This window comes from Pseudomonas khorasanensis (assembly GCF_014268505.2).
Classification (GTDB): domain Bacteria; phylum Pseudomonadota; class Gammaproteobacteria; order Pseudomonadales; family Pseudomonadaceae; genus Aquipseudomonas; species Aquipseudomonas khorasanensis.
The window spans coordinates 237,209-262,122 of record NZ_JABWQP020000005.1 but is presented as its reverse complement, the minus strand read 5'-3'; the positions used below and the strand labels follow the sequence as shown (position 1 = coordinate 262,122).

The window sequence follows — 24,914 nt, the reverse complement described above, 5'->3', positions numbered from 1 at the left end:
AACTTGCCGCGCAATTACCGATCAGTTCCTTACCAGGGTCAGCCACGGGAGATCGGAGTTTTGCTCAATTTCAGGATCGCCATTCTGCTGGGAGCGCTGCTGTGCTTCGGCGTCAACACATCGCAAGCCGCCGCGCTGCCGGGCGTTCCGGCCCCTGCTGAAACGGCTGAAAAACCCGCCGAACCGGAACCGCTGGTTCAGGGCGGTCTGCTCGGGGCGATCAGTTCGAGCATCGATGATGTGCAGGAAAAACTCGACCTCAACGAACACCTGGTCGATGCCTGGCGACTGCGCGCCGATCGTGCGGCGGATGAGGTCGACCGGCTGGTCAAGCAGCCGTCGAACCGCTCAGGCTGGAGTGTGGCCGGGGACTTTCTTGCGCTGTCGGGTGTGTGGCTCGGCAGTTTCGCCCTGCTGACGGTCCTCGGCAGTCTGTTGACCAAGCGCCTGCGTGAGGGCCGCTGGCTGCGTACTCGCCAGCGCAGCCAGGATTTGCTCGGTTACGTACTGCCGTTCACTGTGCCGGCACTGATCTGTCTGCCGTTGACGCTGTATGTCAGCCATTTTTTACAAGGCTCGGTGGGCCGGGCGCTGGCGCTGTGTCTGGCCTATGCCACCAGCAGCGGTATCTTTTCGACCTCAATGCTGCTGTGCGTCGTGGTGATGTTCAACCTCGGCCACAAACGCACGGCCGCGCGGATCATCCGCGAGTACTGCCCGCGCCCGCTGTTTCTGATCGGCTTTCTCGCTGCCCTCAGCGATGCCTTGACCAGCCCACAGATTGCCCGGCAACTGGGTGGCAATATCACCAGCAGTATCGCCGTGTTCACAGGACTGATCGCCTCGGTCATCTTTGGCTTGTTGGTGATTCGCTTGCGCCGACCGGTGGCCCATCTGATCCGTAATCGTCCGCTGGCCCAGCGTCTGAAACAACCGTCGCTGCAGGAGTCGCTGCGGATTTTTTCCGGGCTGTGGTATTGGCCGATCGTGCTCATGGTGCTGGTCTCGGCGGTCAGTCTGATCGGCATCGGCGAGGACAATCAGAAAGCCCTGCGCTGTGCCTTGTTCACCACGGTGTTGCTGATCGCCACGGTATTTCTCAGCACGGTGTTGCAGCACCTGTTCAGGTCGCGCAAGGCCGAGGCGATCCAGCGCAGCAGTGCCTACAAGGAGCGTTTTCTCAGTTTGCTGCATGCGCTGCTGCGGATAGTGATTGCGATTGCCTTCATCGACATCCTCGGGCGGATCTGGGGCGTGTCGTTGCTCGATTTCGCCCAGAGCAGCACGGTCGGCCGAGCGATCAGCAATGCCTTGAGCAGCATCGGCCTGATCTTCCTGGTGACGTGGCTGCTGTGGGTGGTGCTCGACACAGCGATCCAGGAAGCGCTGAAACCGCCGCTCAGCAAACGCGCGGCCCGCCAGCCCAGCACCCGGGTGAAAACCATCCTGCCGCTGCTGCGCAACGCGATCAAAATCATCCTCGTGGTGATTTGCGCGATCACCACAATGGCCAATCTCGGCATCAACGTCGCGCCGCTGTTGGCCGGTGCCGGGGTGGTCGGTCTGGCCATTGGTTTTGGTTCGCAGCAGTTGGTGCAGGATGTGATCACCGGGTTGTTCATCATTATCGAAGACACCCTGTCGATCGGCGACTGGGTGGTGCTCGACTCCGGCCATGCCGGCACGGTCGAAGGCCTGACCATCCGCACCCTGCGCCTGCGTGACGGCAAGGGGTTCGTGCATTCGGTGCCGTTCGGACAAATCAAGGCTGTGACCAACCAATCACGTCAGTTTGCCTTCGCTTTTTTCTCGGTGCAGTTCACCTACGACACCGACGTCGACAAAGCCATCGAGCTGATTCGCGAGGCCGGCGATTCGATTCGTGAAGACCCGTTCCTCAAGTACAACCTGCAAGGGCCTTTGGATGTGTTTGGCGTGGACAAGATGGATCTGAACGGTGTGGTGCTGACCGCGCAGTTCAGGACGGTTTCCGGTGGGCAATACGCGGTCAGCCGGGCCTTTAATCAGCGCCTGAAAAAGCTTGTGGATAACACGCCGAATGTGCACTTTGCGCAGACTTATCCACAGCAGGTCTTTTTGCCGAAGCGGCGGCAGGCTGATGACGTGGCACCGGAGCATTCGGCGGTGGTGCTGCCGCAGGAATCGCGGACCTGAAGCATGATTTTTGTGGTGGCAGGGCCGGCCAACATTAATGCCGGGTCAGTCTCCTGCCCACCTGCTCCATGACCACCTGATCCAGCTCCACCCAGACCTGCGGCTTGCCGGCGATTACCGCCGCAACCGGTATCCCGTCGCGATACACCAGCCGGTTGCTCGCCAGCGCTGGCACTTTCACGCCGGGTAACAACGTCCCGGCCAGATTCAACGGATCAACCCCACACACCGCCACCAGGCTGCCGTCATGCGCACGCCGACGCACTTCGCGCAACAACGGGATGGCCTCAGGCAACGCAAACTGTTCGCCCGCCAGACCGCTGACAAACCGCCCGCCACGGATTTCGCCCCGCGCTTCCAGCCGATGAAACGTGCGCAGCAGTTCCCGCCAGCTCGGCAGCCAGTCCGCTTCGCGCTCGAGCAAGCGCCAGAACACCACGCCATAACGGCGCAACAAGGTCATGGCGACGTGCTCCAGTGTTTCGGACGCATCCACCGCCGAGCCGCGGCGCAGCAATGCCCAGCGCCCGGCATCGTCCATCCCGCCAATAAAGGCCCCGCGCCCGCGTCGACTGCTGCGTTGCTGGCGCTTGCTCGCCGGTGTGATCAGCGCGCGCAGGCCGGCGAAGCTGTCGGCATTCACCCGCCCGGCGGCCACTAGTTCCTGCAAAGCGATCTCCAGTTCGGTGCGCAACAAGTGCGCTTCGTGAATCAGCTCATCGAAAAACAGCGCACCGTGCTGACTCAACGCTTCGAGGACTTTTTGCGCTTTGGGCGACAGCTCACTCACTGGCGTCTGCTCGGCCAACGCGCACCACAGGCCGACCTGGCTGCGCGGCAGCAGGACAATCGGCGTACTGCGCAGCGCCGAGCCGCTGGTTTTCTGCCGCGCGCTGATCCGTGTCCACACCAGTTTGCCGTTGCGGCACAGGTCATCCAGCCAGCTCGGCGAATAGTCCTTGAGGCGTGCCGGCAGGATGTCGCTGTCCCACGCCGAAGCTGCCGCCGGGTAGCCTTCGAACTGGCCGACAATCGCCGGCAACACCGCGCTTCCCTGACCTTGAGTAACTGGCGTCAGATGCTGCCAGTCGAACAGGAAACGCACAAAATCCTGCAATGCCACCGGTTCGATTTCCCGGCGCAGGCGTTTGACCGTGTAGCGATGGATACGCGCCAACAGGTGGCGTTCGCACCACTCTTCTACGGCAGGGCCCGGCGTGAACTGACCGCGCAACACATACCCTTCGCGTTCCAGTCGGGCGAGGGCCTGAGTGACGTGCACCGCTGCCAGCGCAAGGGGGTCAGCGATGGCGGCCAACGGTATCGGCCCGAAGGCTCCGAGGCGGGCGCGGATCACTTCAACCAGCGCTTCATCGAATGTCCAGGGTTCGTCGAAACCCGGCAGTGCGACCGCTGCGGTCTGCAACGTGGCGTGTGGAAACAGCGCCTGCAGGCAACTCAACCGCTCGCGAGCCAGCCATAACCGATGGTCGGCATCGATCTGCAACAGGCAGGCGCGCCCACTGGTCATCAGCGTTTGCAGCCAGCCCGGCCAAGCCGCGTTGGCGCAAGCCTCGGCGTCGCTGATGCAGGCGAGGCTCATCAGCGCTTCGTGCATTTCATCGATGGAGTTCGGCGCCGGCCACGCCTCTTCCCGCACTGCCGTGATGGCATCGGCGTCCAGTGCGCCGAGGTCATCGGTCGATTGCGGATCGCTCCAGCGCCGGTTGATTACTGCCTGAGTGCGGCGTTCTTCCAGCGGTGCATCATCGAGAAAGGTGTACGGCCGGGCGCTGAGGATTTCTGCCGCCAGCGGCGAGGGCGCTGGCAGGTCACGGCTGATCAGGCGCACCTCGCCACGTTCCATGCGCCGCAGCAGCGCCAGCCAACCCTCGCTGTCCATCGCTTCGTGCAGGCAATCATCGAGAGTCTGTTCCACCAGCGGGTGTTCGGGGATCTCTCGCTCGCCGGCGAGGTTTTCCAGGCAGGCGATCTGATCGGGAAACACGCTGGCGATCAGGTCTTCGCTTTTCATGCGCTGCAACTGCGGGGCGACTTTGCGTCCGCCGGTGAAGCGCGGCAATGCCAGCGCCACCCCGGCATTCCAGCGCCAGCGCACGCCGAACAATGGCGCATCGAGCACGGCCTGGATGAGGATATGTTCGGCGCTGTTGCTGTGCAGATAACGCCAGACCTCGTCGAGCTCGAAACTGTGGCTGGTGGAGAGCGACAGCACGATTGCATCTTCGCTGGCGGCGGCCTGCAACTCAAAGTTGAACGTGCGGCAGAAACGCTTGCGCAAGGCCAGGCCCCAGGCGCGGTTGATGCGGCTGCCGAACGGCGAATGGATGATCAGTTGCGTGCCGCCGGACTCGTCGAAAAAACGCTCCATCAGCAGCGTGTCCTGCGAGGGCAGGGCACCGAGTGTCAGCCGCGCGCGGGCCAGATACTCGACCAGTTGCTCGGCGCTGGCGTGGTTGAGGCCGAGTGTGGCCGTCAGCCAATCGAGCGCCGGTTGCAGATCGCCGGGGCTGGCGCTGAGCAATGAATCGAGCTGCGCCTGCAAACGCGCGACGGCGCCCGATAGTTCATCACTGCGTCCCGGCGCTTCGCCGAGCCAGAATGGAATGGTCGGCGGCATGCCCTGCGCGTCCTCGACCCGCACCTTGCCGCTCTCCACCCGCAGGATGCGATACGAGGTGTTGCCGAGCTGGAACACGTCGCCGGCGATGCTCTCAACGGCAAAGTCTTCGTTGACGCTGCCAATGTTCAGACCCTGCGGTTCGAGCAGCACGCTGTAATCGGCGTTGTCCGGGATGGTGCCGCCACTGGTCACAGCGGTCAGTTGCGCGCCACGCCTTCCGCGCAACGTGCGGCTGACCGCGTCGCGGTGCAAGTAGGCGCTGCGGATGCCCTGCCGACCGTTATAACCTTCGGCGAGCATGCTCAGCAGGGCCTGATAGTGCTTTTCGTCCAGATCACGATAAGGCCAGGATTTGCGGAACATCGCGAGCAAGGCGTCTTCTGACCATTCCTGACAACTGACCTCGGCGATGATCTGCTGCGCCAGCACGTCCAGCGGCGCTTCGGGAATGTGCAGCGTATCGAGCTCGCCCCGACGTACGCAGTCGAGCAGGGCGGCGCATTCAATCAAGTCGTCACGGGTGGTGGCGAACAGGCGCCCCTTGGGCGTGCCGCCAACCTGGTGTCCGGAACGGCCGACCCGTTGCAGAAACGCGGCAATCGAGCGCGGCGAACTGATCTGGCAGACCAGATCGACTTCACCGATATCGATCCCCAATTCCAGCGACGCCGTGGCAATCAACACTTGCAGCTCGCCGCGCTTGAGACGCTGTTCGGCATCGAGGCGAAATTCCTTGGCCAGGCTGCCGTGATGCGCGGCCACTGCATGCTTGCCGAGACGTTCGCTCAGATGCCGGCTCAGGCGCTCGGCCAGTCGCCGGGTGTTGACGAAAATCAGTGTGGTGCGGTGCTCGCGGGCGAGTTCGGCGAGGCGATCGTAAACCAGCGCCCAGACATCGTTGGCCATCACCGCCGATAACGGCACCGCAGGCACTTCGATGCCCAGGTCCCGTGGCCGCGCATGGCCAATGTCGATGATCTCGCAGGGGCGGTCGTGACCGACAAGAAACTGCGCCACGGCGTCCACCGGTTTTTGCGTCGCCGACAGGCCGATGCGGGTCAGCGGCTCGCTGCACAGCGCTTGCAGTCGTTCAAGGCTCAACGCCAGATGGCTGCCGCGCTTGCCTGCGGCCATGGCGTGGATTTCGTCGATGATCACCGTGCGCGTGGTGCCGAGCATTTTGCGCCCCGACGCCGAGCCGAGCAGCACGTAGAGCGATTCCGGGGTGGTCACCAGAATGTGCGGTGCGACTTTGCGCATCGCTAAGCGATCTTTCTGCGGCGTATCACCGGTGCGCACGGCAGTGGTGATGGTCAGCTCCGGCAGGCCCATCTGCCGTAACTGCTCAGTGATGCCGGCCAGCGGGTTTTGCAGATTGATCTGGATGTCATTGGACAGCGCTTTCAGGGGCGAGACGTAGACCACGAGCGTTTCGGCGGGCAAACCGTCCGGGTGTTCAAGGCCACGGTGAACAAGGTCATCGAGCACGGCGAGAAACGCGGTGAGGGTTTTGCCCGAGCCGGTGGGCGCGGCGATCAGCGTCGAGCGGCGCTGGCGAATCAACGGCCACGCGCGAGCCTGGGCAGCGGTGACCGCCGGGAACGTATTGCTGAACCACGCGCTGACGGCGGGGTGAAAGCCAGCCAGGACGCTGGTGGCGGGGAGGGGCAGATTCATGGTTAAAGTTATGCGGGCGGGGGCGGGAAGATGCAAGTACCGTTCGGACCCCTTCGCGAGCAGGCTCGCTCCCACCTTGGAATGCGCTCCCCTGTGGGAGCGAGCCTGCTCGCGATTGCGCCAGTGAGGGCGATACAAATCCCCGCATCTACACTTTACGGATGACGGTTGCGCACTAAACCCGCAAAATGCAACGATTCCGGCAATTATCGACGACGGTTCTACTCGTCCCGTCGCCAAAGCCATCGTTCCAATCAGACTGGGCCTGCTGACTCTATGCGAATGCGCCTTATGTTACTGGGCGGCGGAAATGCCCTTGGGCAGGCGCTGATTCGCCTCGGTGCGGAAGAAGATATTGGTTTCCTCGCCCCCCGCCCGCCCGAAAACGGCTGGGATGCCGCAAGCCTCACGCAACTGCTCGACGACACCCGTCCCGATGCGTTGATCAACCTTGCCTACTATTTCGACTGGTTTCAGGCCGAGAGCGTGAGCGAAAGCCGCATGGCCGGGCAGGAACGCGCGATCGAGCGCCTGGCCGAGCTGTGCCAGCACCACAATATCGTGCTGGTGCAACCGTCGAGTTATCGGGTTTTCGACGGCTCTCGTGCCACGGCCTACAGCGAAAAAGACGAGCCGGTGCCGCTGGGCCTGCGCGGTCAGGCGCTGTGGCGTATCGAGCAAAGCGTACGCGCGACTTGCCCGCAGCATGTGTTGCTGCGCTTTGGCTGGCTGCTCGACGACAGCCCGGACGGCACGCTTGGGCGCTTCCTCGCTCGCGCCGAAAATCCGGAAGAGTTGTTATTGGCCGATGATCGACGCGGCAATCCGACGCCGGTCGATGACGCCGCGCGGGTGATCATTTCCGTGCTCAAGCAACTCGACTGCGCCGCGCCCCTGTGGGGCACTTATCACTACGCCGGCCACGAGGCGACGACGCCGCTGGCGCTGGGCCAGGCGATTCTCACCGAAGCACGCAGCCTGCACGCACTCGCCATCGAAGCGCCGACCGCCCAGGCGCACGCCGCGCGCCCGGACGCTGCCGAGGAGCCGCAACACGCAGTGCTGGCCTGCAAGAAAATTCTGCACACTTTCGGGATCAAGCCGCGCGCCTGGCGTGCAGCACTCCCGGGCTTACTGGATAGGTTTTATCGCCATGGCTGAAGGCACTGTTTTAATTACCGGCGGAGCCGGGTTCATCGGCTCGCACCTGACCGACGCCTTGCTCGCCAAAGGCTACGCAGTGCGGGTGCTCGACGACTTGTCCACCGGCAAGCGCAGCAACCTGCCGCTGGACAATCCAAAGGTTGAATTGATCGTCGGCAATGTTGCCGATGCGGTACTTGTGGCCCAAGCGATGCAGGGTTGTAACGCGGTCGCTCATCTGGCGGCGGTGGCTTCGGTGCAGGCGTCGGTGGACGATCCGGTGAAGACTCACCAGAGCAATTTCATCGGCACGCTGAATGTCTGCGAAGCCATGCGCCTGGCCGGGGTCAAGCGTGTGGTGTATGCCTCCAGCGCAGCGGTGTACGGCAACAATGGCGAAGGCGAGTCGATCGATGAGGACACACCGAAAGCGCCGCTGACGCCGTATGCCTCGGACAAACTGGCCGGTGAGCATTACTTCGATTTCTATCGTCGCCAGCATGGCCTGGAACCGGCGGTGTTTCGTTTCTTCAACATCTTCGGCCCGCGTCAGGATCCGTCGTCGCCGTACTCCGGCGTGATCAGCATCTTCAGCGAGCGCGCCCAGAAAGGCCTGCCGATCACCGTGTTCGGCGATGGCGAGCAGACGCGCGATTTTCTCTATGTCGGCGATCTGGTCGATTTGCTGGTACAGGCGATCGAAAAGCCCGAAGTACAGGAAGGCGCGGTCAATGTCGGCTGGAATCAGGCGATGAGCCTCAAGCAGATGCTTGAAGCCCTGAAAACCGTCGTCGGCGAGCTGCCGCCGATCAGCTATGCCCCTGCGCGCTCTGGTGACATCCGGCACTCGCGAGCCAACAACCGACGCTTGCTGGAGCGTTTCGACATGCCGCCGCAAACGCCGATGAGTGTGGGGCTGGCGCGGTTGTTGGGGCGTCCATGAAAAGCCCCTCACCCTAACCCTCTCCCGGAGGGAGAGGGAACTGACCGAGGTGACGGGGCGAGATGCGCCGACGTGAAATACCGAGTCGCACCCAAGTTGCAAACCACCCCGATGCCGAGCCGAACCCGGATCTTGAATAGCACAAAAATCGGCTCCCTTTCCCCTCGCCCCTTTGGGAGAGAGGGTTGGGGTGAGGGGGTAAAGATCTTGGCTCCACCACCGAGCCCCAGTCCAAATGAAAAAGGCGCCCTTCAACAGGCGCCTTTTTCACGGCCGGAATATCGCTATTCCTGTGGCAAGGGGACGTTATCCCCCGATCAACTGCGTACGGTCGCCGTCAGTTCCAGGCCTGCTCGCCACCCAGCCTCATTCACCACCACGTGAACGTTCGGTAAATCGGCTTAGAACTTATAGCCCAGACCGACCATGTAGATGAACGGATCGACGTCGACATTCACCCGTGCGCGAGTGCCTGGTGCAACGGCATTGTTCTCGACGGTGGCGCGGGTATCGATGTCGATGTAACGCACCTGGGCGTTGAGCATGATGTTGTCGGTGATCATGTAGTCGGCGCCGACCTGCCACGCCAGACCCCAGGAGTTTTTCGCCTTGAAGTTGCTGAAACCGTTGGCCTGGGCTTCGCTCCCAACGTGTTCATCGTAGATCCAGGTGTAGTTGATACCGCCGCCGACATAGGGCTGGAACGCTGATTTCGAATCCAGTGGGTAGTAGACGACGCTGAGGGTCGGCGGCAGGTGTTTCAGCGTACCGAGTTTGCCGTTGGCGGCGGGCAGGGCGGTGCCCTTGAGTTTCACGTCATGCTCGAACGGCGTGGCCGCGAGCAGCTCGAGACCGACGTGGTCGGTGAGCATGTAGGCGAAGTTCAGGCCCAGTTGCGTGTCGCTGCTCATGGTTGCCTTGCCACCCAGATTGGTGCCGCTCAGCGGACCCTGATCGACCTTGACGCTGGAGCTGTCGGCCTTCGGGTTGACGGTGATCGCACCTGCGCGAATCAGAATGTCGCCGGCCTCGTGTGCGTGGGCGAGCGGGGCTGCGAGCGCGAAAGCGAACAGCGAGGCGCTGAGCAAGGACTTGTTCATGGGGGCTCCAGAAGGACTCAAAAATATTCGATGTCCAATGGTACGAAGCCCTCTGATACGGTCTTTTGACTCAGCTCAATGAAACAGTGATGAGGCGTCTGTGCCGGCCTCTTCGCGAGCAGGCTCGCTCCTGCACTTGAATCGCAGTCCCCGTGGGAGCGAGCCTGCTCGCGAAGAGGGCCGTATAGCCAGCACAAAACTACCGGGATTCACTCCGGCAGCTCATACGCATAAATCTTGTCCGCCTCCATCTGATACCCGGCGTCCGCCAGTTCACTGCTCGATGCTTTCACCTGCAACGGCCCTTCAACCCAGTACGGCTGATACAGCTCATCAAGCTTCACACCGAGTTCGCTTTTCACGTGCACGATCTGGTTCGACGGCGGTGGCGGAACGTGGATGCAGGCACCGAAATATGGCACCAGCAGAAAGTCTGTGGTGCGGCCTTCTTCGCTCACTTCCAGCGGTACGATGTACCCCGGCAGGCGGATATTCTGCCCATCGAGACTCTGCACTACTGGCGCGTTCGGCATGTCCTGCTTCGCCGCAGGCGCGGCTTCGGCGGACAGCGCGTCGCCCATCTTCGACAGGTCGTGCAGCGGCGTCATGTTCGGTACTTCAGGCGCGGCGTCCGGCGGGATCATTTCCGACCAGGTCAAATCTTTTGGCGCCGCTGCCGACACGGGCAGGGCAATCAGCAACAGCAGCGCAAGCAAGGCGCGGGGCATGGTGAACATCCTCATAAACGGATCGACAAGCCATCGGCCAAGGATTGGCGATACGCGCGCCAGGCCGGCACGCTGCCCATCAGCAGCGCGGCTGCCAGAATGCCACCGAGCAGCGTCCATTCATACTCGCTCGGCCACGCCAGCGGCAGATACAAACCGTAATTGGCCTGCACATAACCTTGTGCGGCGGCGATGCCGATGTACAGCAACGCGAGCCCGGCGATCACCCCGGTCAGCGCCAGCGCGAACGCCTCGAGTACCAACAGGCTCGCGATATGCCACGGTCGCGCACCCACCGAACGCAGGATTGCCATCTCGCGGCGGCGCTCATTCAGGCTGGTCAGAATCGCCGTGAGCATGCCGATCAATCCGGTCAGCACGACGAACAGCGACACCACGAACAAGGCCTTTTCCGCCGTGCTCATCAGGCTCCACAACTCCTGCAGGGCCACGCCCGGCAGAATCGCCAGCATCGGCTCGCCACGGAACTCGTTGATCTCGCGTTGCAGTGCAAACGTGGAAATCTTGCTGTTGAGGCCAAGCATGAACGCGGTGATCGCCTGGGGTGTCAGGTCCATGTTGCGTGCCTGATCAGCGCTGATCCGCCCGTTGCCTCGTGCCGGCACGCCGTTGTGCCAGTCGATGTGGATCGCCTCCATGCCGCCGAGGCTGATGTGCAGCGTGCGGTCAACCGGCGTGCCGGTACGCTTGAGGATGCCGACCACGGTGAACGGTTTGTCGTCATGTTTGACCAGGCTGATCGCCGCCACGCCATGGGCCAGCACCAGCTTGTCGCCGAGCTTGTAATGCAGCGCTTCGGCGACTTCGGCGCCGAGTACCACTTCGAACGGATCGCTGGCGAAGGCGCGGCCATCGGCCAGCGCCAGATGTTGCTGGCGACCGTATTGGTAATGTTCGAAATAGGCTTCGGTGGTGCCCATCACGCGATAGCCACGGTGGGAATCGCCGAGGGACATCGGGATCGCCCACTTCACTTTCGGGTTGCTGGCGAAGTGTTCGAAGCTGTCCCAGCGGATGTTGTTGGTGGCATTGCCGATGCGGAACACTGAGTACAACAGCAGATTCACCGAGCCGGAACGCGCGCCGACGATCAGGTCGGTGCCGCTGATGGTGCTGGCGAAACTGGCTTTGGCCTCGGTGCGCACCCGCTCGACGGCGAGCAGCAGGCACACCGAGAGGGCAATGGCGAAGGCAGTCAGTAACGCGGTGAAGCGGCGGTTGGCCAGGCTGGCCATGGCCAGACGAAACAGATACATCTCAGACCTCGGCGGACGTGGCGGCGCGATTGAGTTCGGCCAGGGACAGATGACGATCGAACAGCGGGGCCAGGCTCTGGTCATGGCTGACGAAGAGCAGGCTCGATCCGGCTTCGCGGCATTCGGCAAACAGCAGGCGAATGAAGTTTTCGCGGGCGTCGTAATCCAGCGCCGAAGTCGGTTCGTCGGCGATCACCAGCTCTGGCTGACCAATCAAGGCGCGGGCAGCGGCGACACGTTGTTGCTGACCAATGGATAACGAGTCGGCACGACGGCCGAGCAGGCTTTCATCCTTGAGCCCCAAGTGGGCAAGCAGGGTGGCAGCGGCTTGATCGACGCTGCCATGACGTTGCTTGGCGCGTTGAGCACGCAGCTTTGAGAAGTGGCACGGCAGCTCGACGTTTTCGCGCACCGATAGAAACGGCAGCAGATTGAATTGCTGGAAAATGTAGCCGGTGTGATCGACGCGGAAAGTGTCGCGAGCGCCGGCGGACAGCTCGGTCAGTTCCTGGCCGAGCAGGCGAATACTGCCGCGACCGGGTTTCTGCACACCGCCGAGCAGGCCGAGCAGGGTGGTCTTGCCACTGCCGCTGGGGCCTTTGAGAAACAGGGTTTCACCGGGTTCGAGGCGAAACGCCGGGATGTCCAGCAGCGTCGGGTGCCCGGGCCAGTTGAAGCCCAGGTCGGAAAGTTCGATGAGTGCTTGGGTCATGGCGCCGATTTCATGGTTGGACATTAACCCCTGTAGGAGCTGCCGAAGGCTCGGGCCGCGATCGGACGATCTTTTGATCCTGGTTTTTTACAATCAAAAGATCGCAGCCTCGTTGCACTCGTCAGCTCCTACAAGGGATTTTCATTCTGTTCAGAATTTCAGCGCGGCCGATTTCGCCGTCACTTCCGTGCCCTGCTGACCATTCGCGCTGATCAGTTGTACCTGAATCTTCTGCGTGGCCGGGAAGGTCTTGAAGAGATTTGCCAGATCGAGCGTCTTCAACGCGCCCGGCGTGGCGCAACTGAATTGGAAATGCGCATGGATTTCGCTGTGGTCATGGTGATGCTCGTGACCATCCTTGTCGGCTTCATCTTCATGGTGGTCATCAGCATCCGGCTTGTCGCCAAACAGCGGGCTTTCCAGTTCCTGGCTGACCACTTTGCAACCGGCAGCGGCGGGTAGGCCGAACAGCGCCAGGGGTTTTTCCAGTTGCGCACGTGCGGCAGCCACCTTGGCCTTATCGGCATCGGAAGTCGCGGCGTGTTCAAAACCGACCAGATTCATCGCCGGGCTTTCCAGCTCCAGTTCGAGGGTCTGGCCGTCGAGCGCCGCGTTCAGCCGGCCGACGCCATGCTCATGGGCGCCAAGGCTGCCGTGTTCATGGTCGTGATCATGGTCGTGATCATGATCGTGCTCATCAGCCGCATGGGCAATGGCCAGCGGCAACAGGGCAAACGGCAAGGCAAGCAGCAAACGGCGCATGGCGGACTCCGGGAAGTAAAATGAAAAGTTTGTTATGTAATCTTATAACGAAAGCGCGCAGAGTTTGCCCGTGCGCTTGGCGTTGCACAAGTCCCGTGGGAGCATGCAGGTCATAAATGTGCAGGAGCGAACTCGATGTTGCGGATACGCGGAACGGTCGGCGAGGTGCCGGTGGATCTGACGGTTGAGCTGGATGACAGTGATTGGGCGAAGCTCGGATCGGCCTTGAATGGGCAGTCGCCAATGGCTCAACCTGAAGCGGTTGCTGGGACCCCTGCGGCGAAACCGGTGAATCAGGACGATGCGTTGTGGCAGGTTGCACGGGATCTGTTGCGCAAGGCCGGGCAGCTCAGCGGGCCGGATCTGCTTGAGCAACTCGAAAGCCTGACCGGCAATGCGGTGTCAGGCAAACGCCTGCTGGTGCGCCTGCGCCACAGTTCGGATGTGAAAGTGATCAGTGGTGGGGATACGCCGCTCTATAGCTGGATCGGGTAAGCCGTAAAAGATCGCAGCCTGCGGCAGCTCCTACAAAGGCGTATACCGTCCCAATGTAGGAGCTGCGGCACGCTGCGATCTTTTGACTTTAATAAAGCGCCGCAAACACCTTGCGCCGGTACACGTTCACCAGCGGATGATCATTGCCCAACAACTCGAATACCTGCAGCAAGGTCTTGTGCGGCAACCCTTCGCCATAGCTGCGATTGCGAATGAACAGCTTGAGCAGCGCATCGAGCGCCGCTTCGTACTGCTGGCGCGCCAGTTGCTGGATCGCCAGTTGATACGTCGCTTCATCGTCCTGCGGGTTCTGTGCCAGACGACTTTTCAGGTCGGCGGCGTCCGGCAAATCGCGGGCGAGCCCGAGGAATTTGATCTGCGCCTTGGCACCGGCGAGGGCGGCTTTGTGCTCATCGCTCTTGACCGCATCGAGCACGGTTTGCGCTTCGTCCAGTTCGCCGCGTTCGGTCAGGCAGCGTGCATACAGGATCAGCGCTTTGGCGTTTGAGTTGTCGTCGTTGAGCAAGACCACCAGCGCCGCTTCGGCGTCGGCGAAACGGCCTTCGTCAAATAACGCCTGAGCCTGTTCGAACGGATCGGCGGCGGCCGTTGGTGGCATCTGCACGTGAGGCTCAAGCAGGGCGCGCACGGCGGATTCCGGTTGTGCGCCGGCAAAGCCATCGACCGGCTGACCGTCCTTGAACAACACCACGGTGGGCAGGCTGCGAATGCCGAAGCGCGCAACGATGTCCTGCTCGACGTCGCAGTTGACCTTGGCCAGCAGCAACTCGCCCTGATAACTCTCGGCAATGCCTTGCAGCATCGGCATCAGTGCCTTGCAGGGCGCACACCATTCGGCCCAGAAATCCACCAGCACCGGTTTGTTGAAGGATGCTTCGATCACTGACTGGTCGAAATCAGCCGTCGTGGCGTCGAAGATGTACGGCGTTTGCTCACTCATGGGGGATCTCGTCAAAAAAGCCTAGATGGTGCAACTATAAGGCTTGGTGGGATGTAGCCGGAAGCGGGGCAGGTTTTGGAGATGTGTCCCCCCGGATGGCGCCTTCGCGAGCAGGCTCGCTCCCACACGAGACTTGCAAACGCCACAGATCCAATGTGGGAGCGAGCCTGCTCGCGAAGCTCTTAACCGCGCCGCGCATGGTACAGGCTGACATGCCGAAATTCTTCCGGCTCGGCGAGATCGGGAAGGGTCATCGCCTGGAGCATTTCCATGCGCTGATACAGCGGATGACGAAAGTCCCTGACCCGCGAATCCGCGACCAGTGCCTCGCGCCCGCGACTGAGAAACGCATCGAGCAGTGGCAAGTTCGCCCGGTCATACAGGACATCGGCCACCAGAATCAGGTCAAAGCGATCCGCTTCGGCAAAAAAGTCCGATGAGTAACTCATCTGCACATCATTGAGCTCGGCGTTTGCCCTGCATGCGGCGATTGCCAACGGATCGAGGTCACAGGCCACCACTTCCAGCGCCCCGGCTTTCACCGCTGCGATCCCGGCAATCCCGGAACCTGCGCCGAAATCCAGCACCCGTTTGCCGCGCACCCATTCGGGAAACGCCGCCAGATAGCGTGCCACCGCCAGACCGCTGGCCCAGCAGAAAGCCCAATACGGTGGCTCGTGCAGAATGCGCTGAATTTCTTCCTGGCTGAATTCGCGGGCCATGTTGTCGCCATCGATCAGCCACAACTGCAAATCGGTGTCCGGCAACGCGCAGGCTTTCAGTCTGGCGTCACCGAGCAACGCACCCAACGCCTGTTGCAGGTCGAGCGGTGCATTCATGGGGCTTTGACGAATTGCAGCTGGCCCAGCGCCTGCGTCGTTGGCTGGGTAATGGTCTGCGAGGGCAGGTGCAGGATCAGTTGGCCGGACTGGCTGGCGCGGCCACGCAGTTCAACCCGGGCACCGACTGGAAACGCCTCGGGGTTGAAACGCAGATGAAACGGCAGGATCTGGTTATTGCCGATCAGACTGGAGCTGGCGAGCAGTTGTTGCGGGCGGTCCTTGTCGTCGATCACCAGCAGCGCCAGTTCGACTTCGGCGCCAGCCGGCACGCCTTGCAGGGTGCCGCTCAGTTCGCGCTGATGCGCGGGCAGCGGGCCGAGTTCGGCGGCCTCCTTGGCTTTTTTCTGTGCTTGCGCGGGCGCGGGGCCTGGCGTCGGCGGTTGCGGCTTGGGTGCATCGCTGCCACAGGCCACCAACAGGCTGAAAAGGCTGAGCAAAACGAGCGGACGTAACGGCATTGGAGGCTCCGGCAGAATGAATTCCATGGATCAGACGATCATGCCGTTCTGTATACCGCAAAGCCTATGGCTTGTCTTGCCACGGGGATGCGCTACCATGGCCCTCCCATTTTTTGTTGCCAGCCACCATGCACTGTCCCTTCTGCGGTGCCAACGACACCAAGGTCATCGACTCGCGTCTGGTCGCCGAGGGCGAACAGGTGCGCCGCCGGCGTGAATGCCTGGCCTGCGGCGAACGTTTCACGACGTTCGAGACGGCCGAACTGGTGTTGCCGCGCCTGATCAAAACTGACGGCAGCCGCCAACCGTTCGACGAAGAAAAACTCCGCGCCGGCATGCAACGCGCCCTGGAGAAACGTCCGGTGAGCGTCGAGCGCCTCGAGTCCTCTCTCGTCCACATCAAGCACAAGCTGCGCGCCACCGGTGAACGCGAGGTCAAATCCCTCGTGGTCGGCGAGCTGGTGATGGCCGAACTGCAAAAGCTTGATGAAGTGGCGTACATCCGTTTCGCCTCGGTGTACAAGCGCTTCCAGGACCTCAATGAATTCCGCGAAGAGATCGACCGCCTCGCCCGCGAACCGGTGAAAGAATGACCACCGCCGCCGAGCAGGCGATCCTCGACGCCCATTTCATGGCCCGCGCGCTGGAACTGGCGCGCAAGGGTCATTACACCACCCACCCCAATCCACGGGTCGGCTGTGTTGTGGTGCGCGACGGACAGATCGTCGGTGAAGGCTGGCACGAGCGCGCCGGCGAACCCCATGCCGAGGTCCATGCCTTGCGCGCCGCCGGTGAACTGGCCCGGGGCGCGACCGCTTACGTCACTCTCGAACCTTGCAGCCACCACGGGCGTACGCCGCCGTGCGCCGATGCGCTGGTGAATGCCGGTGTCGCACGGGTGGTTGCCGCGATGCGCGATCCGAACCCGCAAGTGGCGGGGCGAGGTCTGCAACGTCTGGCCGATGCAGGCATCGCAGTTCATAGCGGTGTGCTGGAAGCTGAGGCGCGCAAGCTCAATGAAGGTTTCCTGAAACGCATGGAACTCGGCTTGCCGTTCGTGCGGGTCAAACTGGCCATGAGCCTCGACGGGCGCACGGCGATGGAGAACGGTGAGAGCCAGTGGATCACCGGCCCGGCGGCGCGTTCGGCAGTCCAGCGCTTGCGTGCACAGGCGGCCGTCGTGCTGACCGGCGCCGACACGGTGCTCGCCGACGGCGCGCGCTTGACCGTTCGTGCCGAAGAGCTGGGGCTGGATGCCGCGCAAACCGCGCTGGCCATGAGTCGCCCGCCGCTGCGAGTGCTGATCGACGGACGCCTGCGGGTGCCGCTCGACGCGCCGTTCTTCAGGGCGGGGCCTGCGCTGGTCGCGACGTGTGTGGCGGTTGAAGAACAATATGCCAATGGCCCGGAATGCCTGATCGTGCCGGGTGATGACGGGCAGGTCGATTTGCGCCAGTTGCTGATTGAACTCGGCAATCGTGGCGTCAACGAGGTGCTGGTCGAGGCCGGACCGCGTCTTGCCGGGGCGTTTGCCCAGCTCGGGCTGGTCGACGAATTCGTGATCTTCATCGCCGGCAAGTTTCTCGGCTCTACGGCGCGTCCGTTGCTGGACTGGCCGCTGGCGCACATGAAGGACGCGCCCGAGCTGAAAATCACTGAAATCCGCGCGGTGGGCGATGACTGGCGAGTCACTGCCATCGCGCTCCCGCCGGCAAGCGTATAATTCCCGGCCATTGCGTTTGCGCTGGCCCAGTTCTCAAGGAGAACCCCATGTTCACCGGCATCATCGAATCCATCGGCAGTATCCGCGCACTGACCCCCAAGGGCGGTGATGTGCGGGTCCATGTCGACACCGGCAAGCTTGATTTGAGCGACGTCAAACTGGGCGACAGCATCGCGGTCAATGGCGTTTGCCTGACCGCTGTCGAGTTGCCGGGCAACGGCTTCGCCGCCGATGTCAGCCGCGAAACCCTCGACTGCACCGCCATGAATGACCTGAAAAGCGGCAGCCCGGTCAATCTGGAAAAAGCCCTGACCCCGACCACGCGCCTCGGCGGCCACCTGGTCAGCGGTCACGTCGATGGCGTCGGCGAAGTGGTCTCGCGCAGCGATAACGCCCGCGCCGTGGAATTTCGCATTCGCGCGCCGAAAGACCTCGCCAAATACATCGCCCATAAAGGCTCGATCACCGTCGACGGCACCAGCCTGACGGTGAACGCAGTCGATGGCGCCGAGTTCATGCTGACGATCATTCCGCACACCTTGAGCGAAACCATCATGGCGTCCTACAAGCCGGGCCGCCGTGTGAACCTGGAGGTCGACTTGCTGGCGCGTTATCTGGAGCGTCTGCTGTTGGGCGACAAGGCCGCCGAATCCGTTGCCGGCGGCACTATTACCGAAAGCTTTCTGGCCCAAAACGGCTACCTCAAATCCTGAAGCTCAAAATTTCAAAAGAAAGGGGGTGCCTTGTGGCGCTCAATAGCATCGAAGAACTGGTTGAAGATATCCGCCAAGGCAAGATGGTCATCCTCATGGATGACGAAGACCGCGAGAACGAAGGCGACCTGATCATGGCCGCCGAGTGCTGCCAGGCTGAGCACATCAACTTCATGGCCAAGCACGCCCGTGGCCTGATCTGCATGCCGATGAGCCGTGAGCGCTGCGAACTGTTGAAGCTGCCATTGATGGCGCCGCGCAACGGTTCCGGTTTTGGCACCAAGTTCACCGTTTCGATCGAAGCGGCCGAGGGCGTGACCACCGGTATCTCCGCTGCCGACCGCGCCCGCACGGTGCAAGCAGCTGCCGCCAAAGACGCGAAAGCCGAAGACATCGTCAGCCCGGGCCACATTTTCCCGCTGATGGCTCAGGCCGGCGGCACCCTCGCACGCGCCGGTCACACCGAAGCGGCTTGCGACCTGGCGCGCATGGCCGGTTTCGAGCCAAGCGGCGTGATCTGCGAAGTGATGAACGACGACGGCACCATGTCCCGTCGCGCCGAACTTGAAGCCTTCGCTGCCGAACACAACATCAAGATCGGCACCATTGCCGACCTGATTCACTACCGGATGATCCACGAACGTACCGTTCAGCGGATTGCCGAGCAGCCACTGGACAGCGAACTGGGCCAATTCAACCTGGTGACCTATCGTGATTCCGTGGAAGGCGATGTGCACATGGCCCTGACCCTGGGCAATGTCTGCGCCGAAGAACCGACCCTGGTTCGCGTGCACAACATGGACCCGCTGCGTGACCTGCTGATGGTCAAGCAACCCGGCCGCTGGAGCCTGCGCGCCGCCATGGCCGCGGTAGCCGAGGCCGGCAGCGGTGTGGTGCTGCTGCTCGGTCACCCGCTCGATGGCGACGTGCTGCTGGCGCATATCCGTGAAACCGCTGATCAGGCGCCGGTGAAAAAACCGACCACTTACAGCATCGTCGGTGCCGGTTCGCAGATCCTGCGGGACCTCGGTGTGCGCAAAATGCGCCTGATGAGCGCACCGATGAAATTTAATGCGATATCCGGTTTCGATCTGGAAGTTGTAGAATACGTGCCCTCCGAATAATGACCGGCTGTTTGCGGACTTCAATTCGCGGCAAATAAATCACTGAGGGACGCGTAGCTGACGCGTCCCGGCTCTTTAAGAGAACTGACGAATGACCCTGAAGACCATCGAAGGTACCTTCATCGCCCCCAAAGGCCGCTACGCTCTGGTAGTGGGCCGCTTCAACAGCTTCGTGGTTGAAAGCCTGGTCAGCGGTGCCGTTGATGCCCTGGTTCGCCACGGCGTGAGCGAAGACGACATCACCATCATCCGCGCACCGGGCGCCTTCGAAATCCCGCTGGTTGCGCAGAAAGTCGCCCAGAAAGGCGAGTTCGCAGCGATCATCGCCCTCGGCGCGGTCATTCGTGGCGGCACCCCGCACTTCGAATACGTGGCGGGCGAGTGCACCAAGGGCCTGGCCCAGGTGTCCATGGAATTCGGCGTACCGGTCGCGTTCGGCGTCCTGACCGTTGATTCCATCGAGCAAGCCATCGAACGTTCCGGCACCAAGGCCGGTAACAAAGGTGCCGAAGCTGCCTTGTCCGCTCTGGAAATGGTCAGCCTGCTGGCACAGTTGGAGGCCAAGTGATTAGCGACGAAAGCGATCGTTTCAACCCGCGCGATCCGCGTCCAACGGACGCCGGCAAGCCTTCGAAAAGCGAAAAGCGCCGCGCTGCCCGTCAGTTGGCGACTCAAGCGTTGTACCAGCGCCACATGGCCAGTACTTCGCTGAACGAAATCGAAGCGCAGTTTCGTGTCGATAACGATTTCACCTTCGCCGATGCCAGCTACTTCCACGACATCCTGCACGGTGTTCCGGCCAGTCTGACCGAGATCGACACTGCGCTGGCGCCGTGTCTGGATCTGACCATCGAAGAGCTGGACCCGGTTGAACTGTGCGTACTGCGCCTGTCGACCTGGGAGCTGCTCAAGCGCGTTGACGTGCCGTACCGCGTTGTGATCAACGAAGGGATCGAACTGGCGAAAGTCTACGGTTCCACCGACGGTCACAAGTTCGTCAACGGCGTGCTCGACAAGCTGGCCCCGCGCCTGCGTGAAGCTGAAGTCAAGGCGTTCAAGCGCTGATCCGCGCTTGATAGTCCTATGGGTGAGTTCGAGCTGATCCGCAATTTCTTTGCCGCCGCGCCATGTGCGCAGGGCGGCGAAGGCGTTGCACTGGGGATCGGCGACGACTGCGCCTTGCTGGCTGTGCCCGGCGGGGAGCAGTTGGCGGTTTCTACCGATACGCTGGTGGCCGGTGTGCATTTCGCCGACCCCTGCGATCCGTTTCTGCTCGGTCAGCGTTCGCTGGCCGTCGCGGTCAGCGATCTGGCCGCCATGGGCGCCACGCCCATTGCCTTTACCCTTGCCCTGACCTTGCCGACGGTAACCGCCGATTGGCTGCAAGCCTATGCCCGTGGTTTGAACCGCATGGCGCAGAGCTGCGGCGTAGCGTTGGTCGGCGGCGACACCACGCGAGGGCCGTTGAGCCTGACGGTGACCGTGTTTGGTCGGGTGCCGGCTGGCCAGGCGCTGACCCGCAGCGCCGCGCGTCCGGGCGATCTGCTGTGTGTCGGCGGTGAGCTCGGCAATGCCGCCGGTGCCTTGCCGCTGGTGCTGGGCCAGCGTGACGCCAAACCCGAGATCGCCCAGCTGCTGCTTGATCACTACTGGTCGCCGCAACCGCAACTGGCGCTCGGTCTGGCCCTGCGTGGCAAAGCGACTTCGGCGCTCGATATCTCTGATGGCTTGCTTGCCGATTGCGGCCACATCGCCTTGGCATCGAAGGTACAACTTGAAATTGAACGCGAGCGCGTACCGCTGTCGGATGCATTAGTCGCGTTTCTCGGTCAACGAGGTGCCGAGCGTGCGGCATTGAGTGGTGGCGATGATTACGTGCTGGCTTTCACCTTGCCATCTGCCGAATTGCCGGCACTGATGGCCGACGGCTGGCCGATTCATGTGATCGGCCGCGTCAGCGAGGGCCAGGGCGTGGTGCTGCTGGACCGAGACAGGCACGACATCACCCCGCAAATCCGCGGCTACCAACATTTTCAGGAGACACCGTGACAGATCACCCGAAACAGGTACCGGCCGAATTCGTGCCGCCGTCGGTCTGGCGCAATCCGTGGCATTTTCTCGCGTTCGGCTTCGGCTCCGGCACGCTGCCCAAGGCGCCAGGCACGTGGGGCTCGTTGGTGGCGTTGCCGTTTATTCCGTTGTGGCAGATGCTGCCCGACTGGGGTTACTGGCTGATGCTCGGCATCACCATGCTGTTCGGCTTCTGGCTGTGCGGCAAAGTCGCCGACGATCTGCGGGTTCACGACCACGAAGGCATCGTCTGGGACGAAATGGTCGGCATGTGGATCACCCTGTGGCTGGTGCCGGAAGGCTGGTACTGGCTGCTCGCGGGTTTCCTGGTCTTCCGCTTCTTCGACATTCTCAAACCGTGGCCGATTCGCTGGATCGACAAGCATGTGCACGGCGGCGTTGGCATCATGCTCGATGACGTGCTGGCCGGTGTGTTCGCCTGGCTGGCGATGCAGGGGCTGGTGTGGATTTTCGTCTGAGCCTATACGGGCCGGGTGCCGTGTGAGGAGGCTGGGAATGGCTCGACGCTGGTTGGCGTTTCTGATTCTGGCTTTGCTGGGTACAGTCGCCAGTGCGCACGAAGTTATGCCGAGGCCTTCGGTCATCCATCTGGCCAGCGAAGAATGGGAAGACTACACCGCCGCCGACGGTCATGGCTTGGGGTGGGACGTGTTGCGCAAGGTCTTCGAGCCGGCCGGAGTGAGGCTGGATATCCGCACCGAACCCTACACGCGCGCCATGGGGCTGGCGCGGCGTGCCGAAGTCGATGCCTGCGTCGGCGCCTATTTTCAGGAAGACAGCGGCCTGCTGTATCCGCGCTGGAATTTCGATACCGACCACGTGTATGCATTGGGCCTGGCCAGCAGCCCGACACCCACGGCACAGACGTTGGGCAACTACCGACTGGCCTGGGTGCGCGGCTACGATTACCAGAAATACCTGCCCAATGTGCGCAGTTTCAACGAAGTCATCCGGCGCACCGGCATCCTGTCGATGCTCACCTATAAACGCGCCGACTATTACATCGACGCGTCGACCGAGGTCGACTACGTGCTCAGCCGTGCCCGGGATCCCTCGCTTTTCCGCCGCACGCATGTCGCCGAGTTGCCGCTGTATCTGTGCTTCGCCAACACGCCACGGGCCCGCTCGCTCATGACGCTGTTCGATCAGCGCATGGAGCAATTGGTGAGGAGCGGCGAGCTGAAGCCGATATTCGAGAAATGGAAGCAGCCGTATCCGTTTGACTCGAATCGAAGTCAAGACAAATCCTTGTAGGCGCTGCGGCACGCTGCGATCTTTTGATCTTGAGTTCACAAGCCAGATCAAACGATCGCAGCCTCGTTTCACTCGACAGCTCCTACATTGAAGCGGCAGTGCTGGCCGGGCTGTCATCAAACTTTTTGATCGTTATGCCCGATAATTCAGCCTAAGCGTCTGTAAGAACCTGCTGTTACAATGCCGCCCAGCGAATCTTCAGACTTTTTTAGATCAGGAGCACACCGGTGCCTGTCGTTTTTGTCGCCGCTTCCAAGCTGCCAACGCCTTTTGCGCAATTCACCATGCACGGGTTTCTCGACGAGAGCACTGGCCGCGAGCACGTGGTCCTCAGCCTGGGCGATTTTGCCGACGGCGCCCCGGTGCTAGGCCGCCTGCACTCCGAATGCCTGACTGGCGATGCCTTGTTCAGCCAGCGCTGTGACTGCGGCTCGCAACTGGAGGCCGCGCTGCAGGCGATCGCCCGTGAAGGGCGTGGCGTGCTGCTGTACCTGCGCCAGGAAGGTCGCGGTATCGGTCTTCTGAACAAGATCCGCGCCTACGAATTGCAGGACGGCGGTGCCGACACCGTTGAAGCCAACGAGCGTCTGGGTTTCGCCGCCGACCAGCGCGACTACGCCATGTGCCTGCCAATGCTCGAGCACCTGGGCGTGAAATCCCTGCGGCTGATGACCAACAACCCGCGCAAGGTCAAAGCCATGACCGACATGGGTATCGTCGTCGCCGAACGCGTGCCGTTGCACACCGGTCACAATCCGCACAACAAACTCTATCTGGCGACCAAAGCCAGCAAGCTCGACCACATGATGGGCAACGAGCATCAAGGCGAGGTCGACCGCGCGTGACCCGCGGTCAGGTGCGGCGCCGGTTGTCGGTGGCCTGGTGGCAATACCTGGCGCTGGCCCTGCTGCCGCTGTTTGTGCTCAACGCGCTGTTCGGCGAGGGCGAAGGCCTTCTGCCCGTGCTGGCGATGCCATTGTTCATCGCCGGCATCGCGTCGATGTTTGTCAGTCTGAAGTATTTCGGTCGCTACAAGCATGCGCTGATCGCCACGCAAAAAGCCCTCGACACCGACGATGAACCGGCCGCATGGATTGCCCTTGCCGCTCGCCGACGTGCGGCGCTTCTCGTGGCGTCCTTGCCTGCGTGGATTGGCGCACTGGCGGTGTTCGTCGGTCTCGAAGCGGTGCCGCTGATGCTGCTGGCGCTGTCCACGGCAGTGCTGTTCTACCTTTATCGAATTCCGCGTCAACTCGGTTGATGCGCCGTCTGTGGCTGGCGGTTCTGCTGCTGGCTGTCAGCGGTTCTGCGCTGGCTGGCCTGCGCGTCGTCAGCCTCGCGCCTTCGCTGTCTGAAATCGTCGTTGAGCTGGACTCGGCCGATTTGCTGGTCGGAGTGCTGGACGCCGGCGAACGGCCTGCCGTCATCGCGAACGTTCCGTCGGTGGGCCGTTATGGCCAGCTCGACATGGAACGCCTGCTCAGCCTCAAGCCTGATTTGCTGTTGCTCTGGCCCGGCAGTGTCGGCCCCGCCCAGCGGGACCAACTCAAGCGCCTGAACATTCCTACTTTTGTCGCCGAGCCACACACATTGGCGCAACTCACGACGCAAATCGAAGCGATCAGCGAACAGATCGGGCGCCCTGAGCGTGGGGCGAAACGAGCAGCCGAATTGCGCAAGGAGCTGAATGCACTGCGCCAGCGCTATCACCGGGATTCCCCGCTGCGCGTGTTCTATCAGGTTTGGGACAGGCCGCTGTACACCGTCGGTGGCGGCCAGATCATCAGCGATGCGCTCGAAGTGTGCGGCGCGCGCAATGTGTTCGCTGACCTGAGCCTGCCGGCTCCGCAGGTGAGTATTGAGGCGGTATTGCAGCGTGATCCGCAAGTGATTCTGGCGGGTGATCAGGCGCAGCTTGAGGCGTGGCGGGCATGGCCGCAGGTGGCGGCGGTCAAGCAAGGCAGATTGCTGCGGGTCACCGACAAAGGCCTTGAGCGACCGAGCGGACAGATGATCGCGGCGACCGCGCAGCTTTGCCAATCACTCGCCTCTGATCGCTGATCATGTAGGAGCTGCCGAAGGCTGCGATCTT

The 24,914-nt window shown here is 62.1% G+C and carries 25 protein-coding genes; 16 read left to right on the top strand and 9 right to left on the bottom strand.

Annotated features, from left to right (window positions below; translation table 11 throughout):
• Positions 1-60 precede the first annotated feature (60 nt).
• Positions 61-2,175: a mechanosensitive ion channel family protein gene (locus HU727_RS14430; RefSeq protein WP_186532309.1), complete on the top strand. Its 2,115-nt coding sequence runs from the start codon at positions 61-63 to the stop codon at positions 2,173-2,175.
• A 34-nt stretch (positions 2,176-2,209) separates the two neighbouring features.
• Here HU727_RS14430 and HU727_RS14425 read toward each other — a convergent pair whose 3' ends face one another.
• Positions 2,210-6,496 (bottom strand): DEAD/DEAH box helicase, encoded by a 4,287-nt coding sequence (locus HU727_RS14425; RefSeq protein ID WP_186532310.1) that lies wholly within the window; start codon positions 6,494-6,496, stop codon positions 2,210-2,212.
• Between the two features lie 276 nt (positions 6,497-6,772).
• On the opposite strand from HU727_RS14425, the gene HU727_RS14420 reads away from it, so the two are divergent.
• Positions 6,773-7,657: a sugar nucleotide-binding protein gene (locus tag HU727_RS14420; RefSeq protein ID WP_186532311.1), complete on the top strand. Its 885-nt coding sequence runs from the start codon at positions 6,773-6,775 to the stop codon at positions 7,655-7,657.
• Positions 7,650-8,582, top strand: a complete 933-nt coding sequence (locus HU727_RS14415) for an NAD-dependent epimerase/dehydratase family protein (RefSeq protein WP_186532312.1) — start codon at positions 7,650-7,652, stop codon at positions 8,580-8,582. Before HU727_RS14420 ends, HU727_RS14415 begins: the two co-directional genes overlap by 8 nt.
• A 401-nt stretch (positions 8,583-8,983) precedes the next feature.
• Here the strand turns inward: HU727_RS14415 and HU727_RS14410 are convergent, their stop codons facing one another.
• The 5 genes from HU727_RS14410 to HU727_RS14390 form a co-directional block, all read right to left on the bottom strand.
• Positions 8,984-9,682, bottom strand: a complete 699-nt coding sequence (locus HU727_RS14410; RefSeq protein WP_186532313.1) for an OmpW/AlkL family protein — start codon at positions 9,680-9,682, stop codon at positions 8,984-8,986.
• A gap of 209 nt (positions 9,683-9,891) precedes the next feature.
• Complete coding sequence (locus tag HU727_RS14405) at positions 9,892-10,410, bottom strand: DUF3299 domain-containing protein (protein ID WP_186532314.1); 519 nt, start codon at positions 10,408-10,410, stop codon at positions 9,892-9,894.
• Between the two features lie 11 nt (positions 10,411-10,421).
• Positions 10,422-11,687 carry an ABC transporter permease gene (locus HU727_RS14400; RefSeq protein WP_186532315.1) on the bottom strand — a complete coding sequence of 422 codons (1,266 nt, stop codon included), beginning with the start codon at positions 11,685-11,687 and terminating at the stop codon, positions 10,422-10,424.
• A gap of 1 nt (position 11,688) precedes the next feature.
• Entirely contained in the window at positions 11,689-12,399 is a 711-nt protein-coding gene (locus HU727_RS14395) for an ABC transporter ATP-binding protein (protein ID WP_186532316.1), read from the bottom strand.
• Positions 12,400-12,549: 150 nt separating this feature from the next.
• Positions 12,550-13,161: a DUF2796 domain-containing protein gene (locus tag HU727_RS14390; RefSeq protein WP_186532317.1), complete on the bottom strand. Its 612-nt coding sequence runs from the start codon at positions 13,159-13,161 to the stop codon at positions 12,550-12,552.
• A 135-nt stretch (positions 13,162-13,296) separates the two neighbouring features.
• On the opposite strand from HU727_RS14390, the gene HU727_RS14385 reads away from it, so the two are divergent.
• The gene (locus tag HU727_RS14385; protein WP_186532318.1) at positions 13,297-13,656 is read left to right on the top strand and encodes a hypothetical protein; all 360 of its coding nucleotides are present in this window, start codon (positions 13,297-13,299) and stop codon (positions 13,654-13,656) included.
• Between the two features lie 88 nt (positions 13,657-13,744).
• Here the strand turns inward: HU727_RS14385 and trxA are convergent, their stop codons facing one another.
• From trxA to HU727_RS14370, 3 genes are all read right to left on the bottom strand, one after another.
• Positions 13,745-14,617 carry a thioredoxin gene (trxA, locus tag HU727_RS14380; RefSeq protein WP_186532319.1) on the bottom strand — a complete coding sequence of 291 codons (873 nt, stop codon included), beginning with the start codon at positions 14,615-14,617 and terminating at the stop codon, positions 13,745-13,747.
• Positions 14,618-14,799: 182 nt separating this feature from the next.
• Complete coding sequence (locus HU727_RS14375) at positions 14,800-15,456, bottom strand: class I SAM-dependent methyltransferase (protein WP_186532320.1); 657 nt, start codon at positions 15,454-15,456, stop codon at positions 14,800-14,802.
• Positions 15,453-15,917, bottom strand: a complete 465-nt coding sequence (locus HU727_RS14370; RefSeq protein ID WP_186532321.1) for a YbaY family lipoprotein — start codon at positions 15,915-15,917, stop codon at positions 15,453-15,455. Before HU727_RS14370 ends, HU727_RS14375 begins: the two co-directional genes overlap by 4 nt.
• A gap of 128 nt (positions 15,918-16,045) precedes the next feature.
• Here HU727_RS14370 and nrdR point away from each other — a divergent pair, with 128 nt between their 5' ends.
• From nrdR to HU727_RS14310, 12 genes are all read left to right on the top strand, one after another.
• Positions 16,046-16,510: a transcriptional regulator NrdR gene (gene nrdR / locus HU727_RS14365; protein ID WP_007910946.1), complete on the top strand. Its 465-nt coding sequence runs from the start codon at positions 16,046-16,048 to the stop codon at positions 16,508-16,510.
• Positions 16,507-17,640, top strand: coding sequence for a bifunctional diaminohydroxyphosphoribosylaminopyrimidine deaminase/5-amino-6-(5-phosphoribosylamino)uracil reductase RibD (gene ribD, locus HU727_RS14360; RefSeq protein ID WP_186532322.1), 1,134 nt, complete (start codon positions 16,507-16,509; stop codon positions 17,638-17,640). The genes nrdR and ribD overlap by 4 nt, the downstream gene beginning before the upstream one ends.
• A 47-nt stretch (positions 17,641-17,687) precedes the next feature.
• Positions 17,688-18,353 carry a riboflavin synthase gene (locus tag HU727_RS14355; RefSeq protein ID WP_186532323.1) on the top strand — a complete coding sequence of 222 codons (666 nt, stop codon included), beginning with the start codon at positions 17,688-17,690 and terminating at the stop codon, positions 18,351-18,353.
• 32 nt (positions 18,354-18,385) lie between these two features.
• Positions 18,386-19,477 carry a bifunctional 3,4-dihydroxy-2-butanone-4-phosphate synthase/GTP cyclohydrolase II gene (ribBA, locus tag HU727_RS14350; RefSeq protein ID WP_186532324.1) on the top strand — a complete coding sequence of 364 codons (1,092 nt, stop codon included), beginning with the start codon at positions 18,386-18,388 and terminating at the stop codon, positions 19,475-19,477.
• A 91-nt stretch (positions 19,478-19,568) separates the two neighbouring features.
• Positions 19,569-20,045 carry a 6,7-dimethyl-8-ribityllumazine synthase gene (gene ribH / locus HU727_RS14345; protein WP_186532325.1) on the top strand — a complete coding sequence of 159 codons (477 nt, stop codon included), beginning with the start codon at positions 19,569-19,571 and terminating at the stop codon, positions 20,043-20,045.
• Positions 20,042-20,542, top strand: a complete 501-nt coding sequence (nusB, locus tag HU727_RS14340) for a transcription antitermination factor NusB (protein ID WP_008081844.1) — start codon at positions 20,042-20,044, stop codon at positions 20,540-20,542. Before ribH ends, nusB begins: the two co-directional genes overlap by 4 nt.
• 18 nt (positions 20,543-20,560) lie before the next feature.
• Complete coding sequence (gene thiL / locus HU727_RS14335; RefSeq protein WP_186532326.1) at positions 20,561-21,526, top strand: thiamine-phosphate kinase; 966 nt, start codon at positions 20,561-20,563, stop codon at positions 21,524-21,526.
• A complete protein-coding gene (locus HU727_RS14330; RefSeq protein ID WP_186532327.1) occupies positions 21,523-22,026 on the top strand; it encodes a phosphatidylglycerophosphatase A family protein in 504 nt (167 codons plus the stop codon). The genes thiL and HU727_RS14330 overlap by 4 nt, the downstream gene beginning before the upstream one ends.
• 37 nt (positions 22,027-22,063) lie before the next feature.
• Positions 22,064-22,822, top strand: coding sequence for a transporter substrate-binding domain-containing protein (locus tag HU727_RS14325; protein ID WP_186532328.1), 759 nt, complete (start codon positions 22,064-22,066; stop codon positions 22,820-22,822).
• 227 nt (positions 22,823-23,049) lie between these two features.
• Positions 23,050-23,667: a GTP cyclohydrolase II gene (gene ribA / locus HU727_RS14320; protein WP_186532329.1), complete on the top strand. Its 618-nt coding sequence runs from the start codon at positions 23,050-23,052 to the stop codon at positions 23,665-23,667.
• Entirely contained in the window at positions 23,664-24,083 is a 420-nt protein-coding gene (locus HU727_RS14315) for an MFS transporter (RefSeq protein ID WP_186532330.1), read from the top strand. Before ribA ends, HU727_RS14315 begins: the two co-directional genes overlap by 4 nt.
• Positions 24,083-24,883, top strand: a complete 801-nt coding sequence (locus HU727_RS14310) for a cobalamin-binding protein (protein ID WP_186532331.1) — start codon at positions 24,083-24,085, stop codon at positions 24,881-24,883. Before HU727_RS14315 ends, HU727_RS14310 begins: the two co-directional genes overlap by 1 nt.
• The last annotated feature ends 31 nt before the right edge of the window (positions 24,884-24,914 follow it).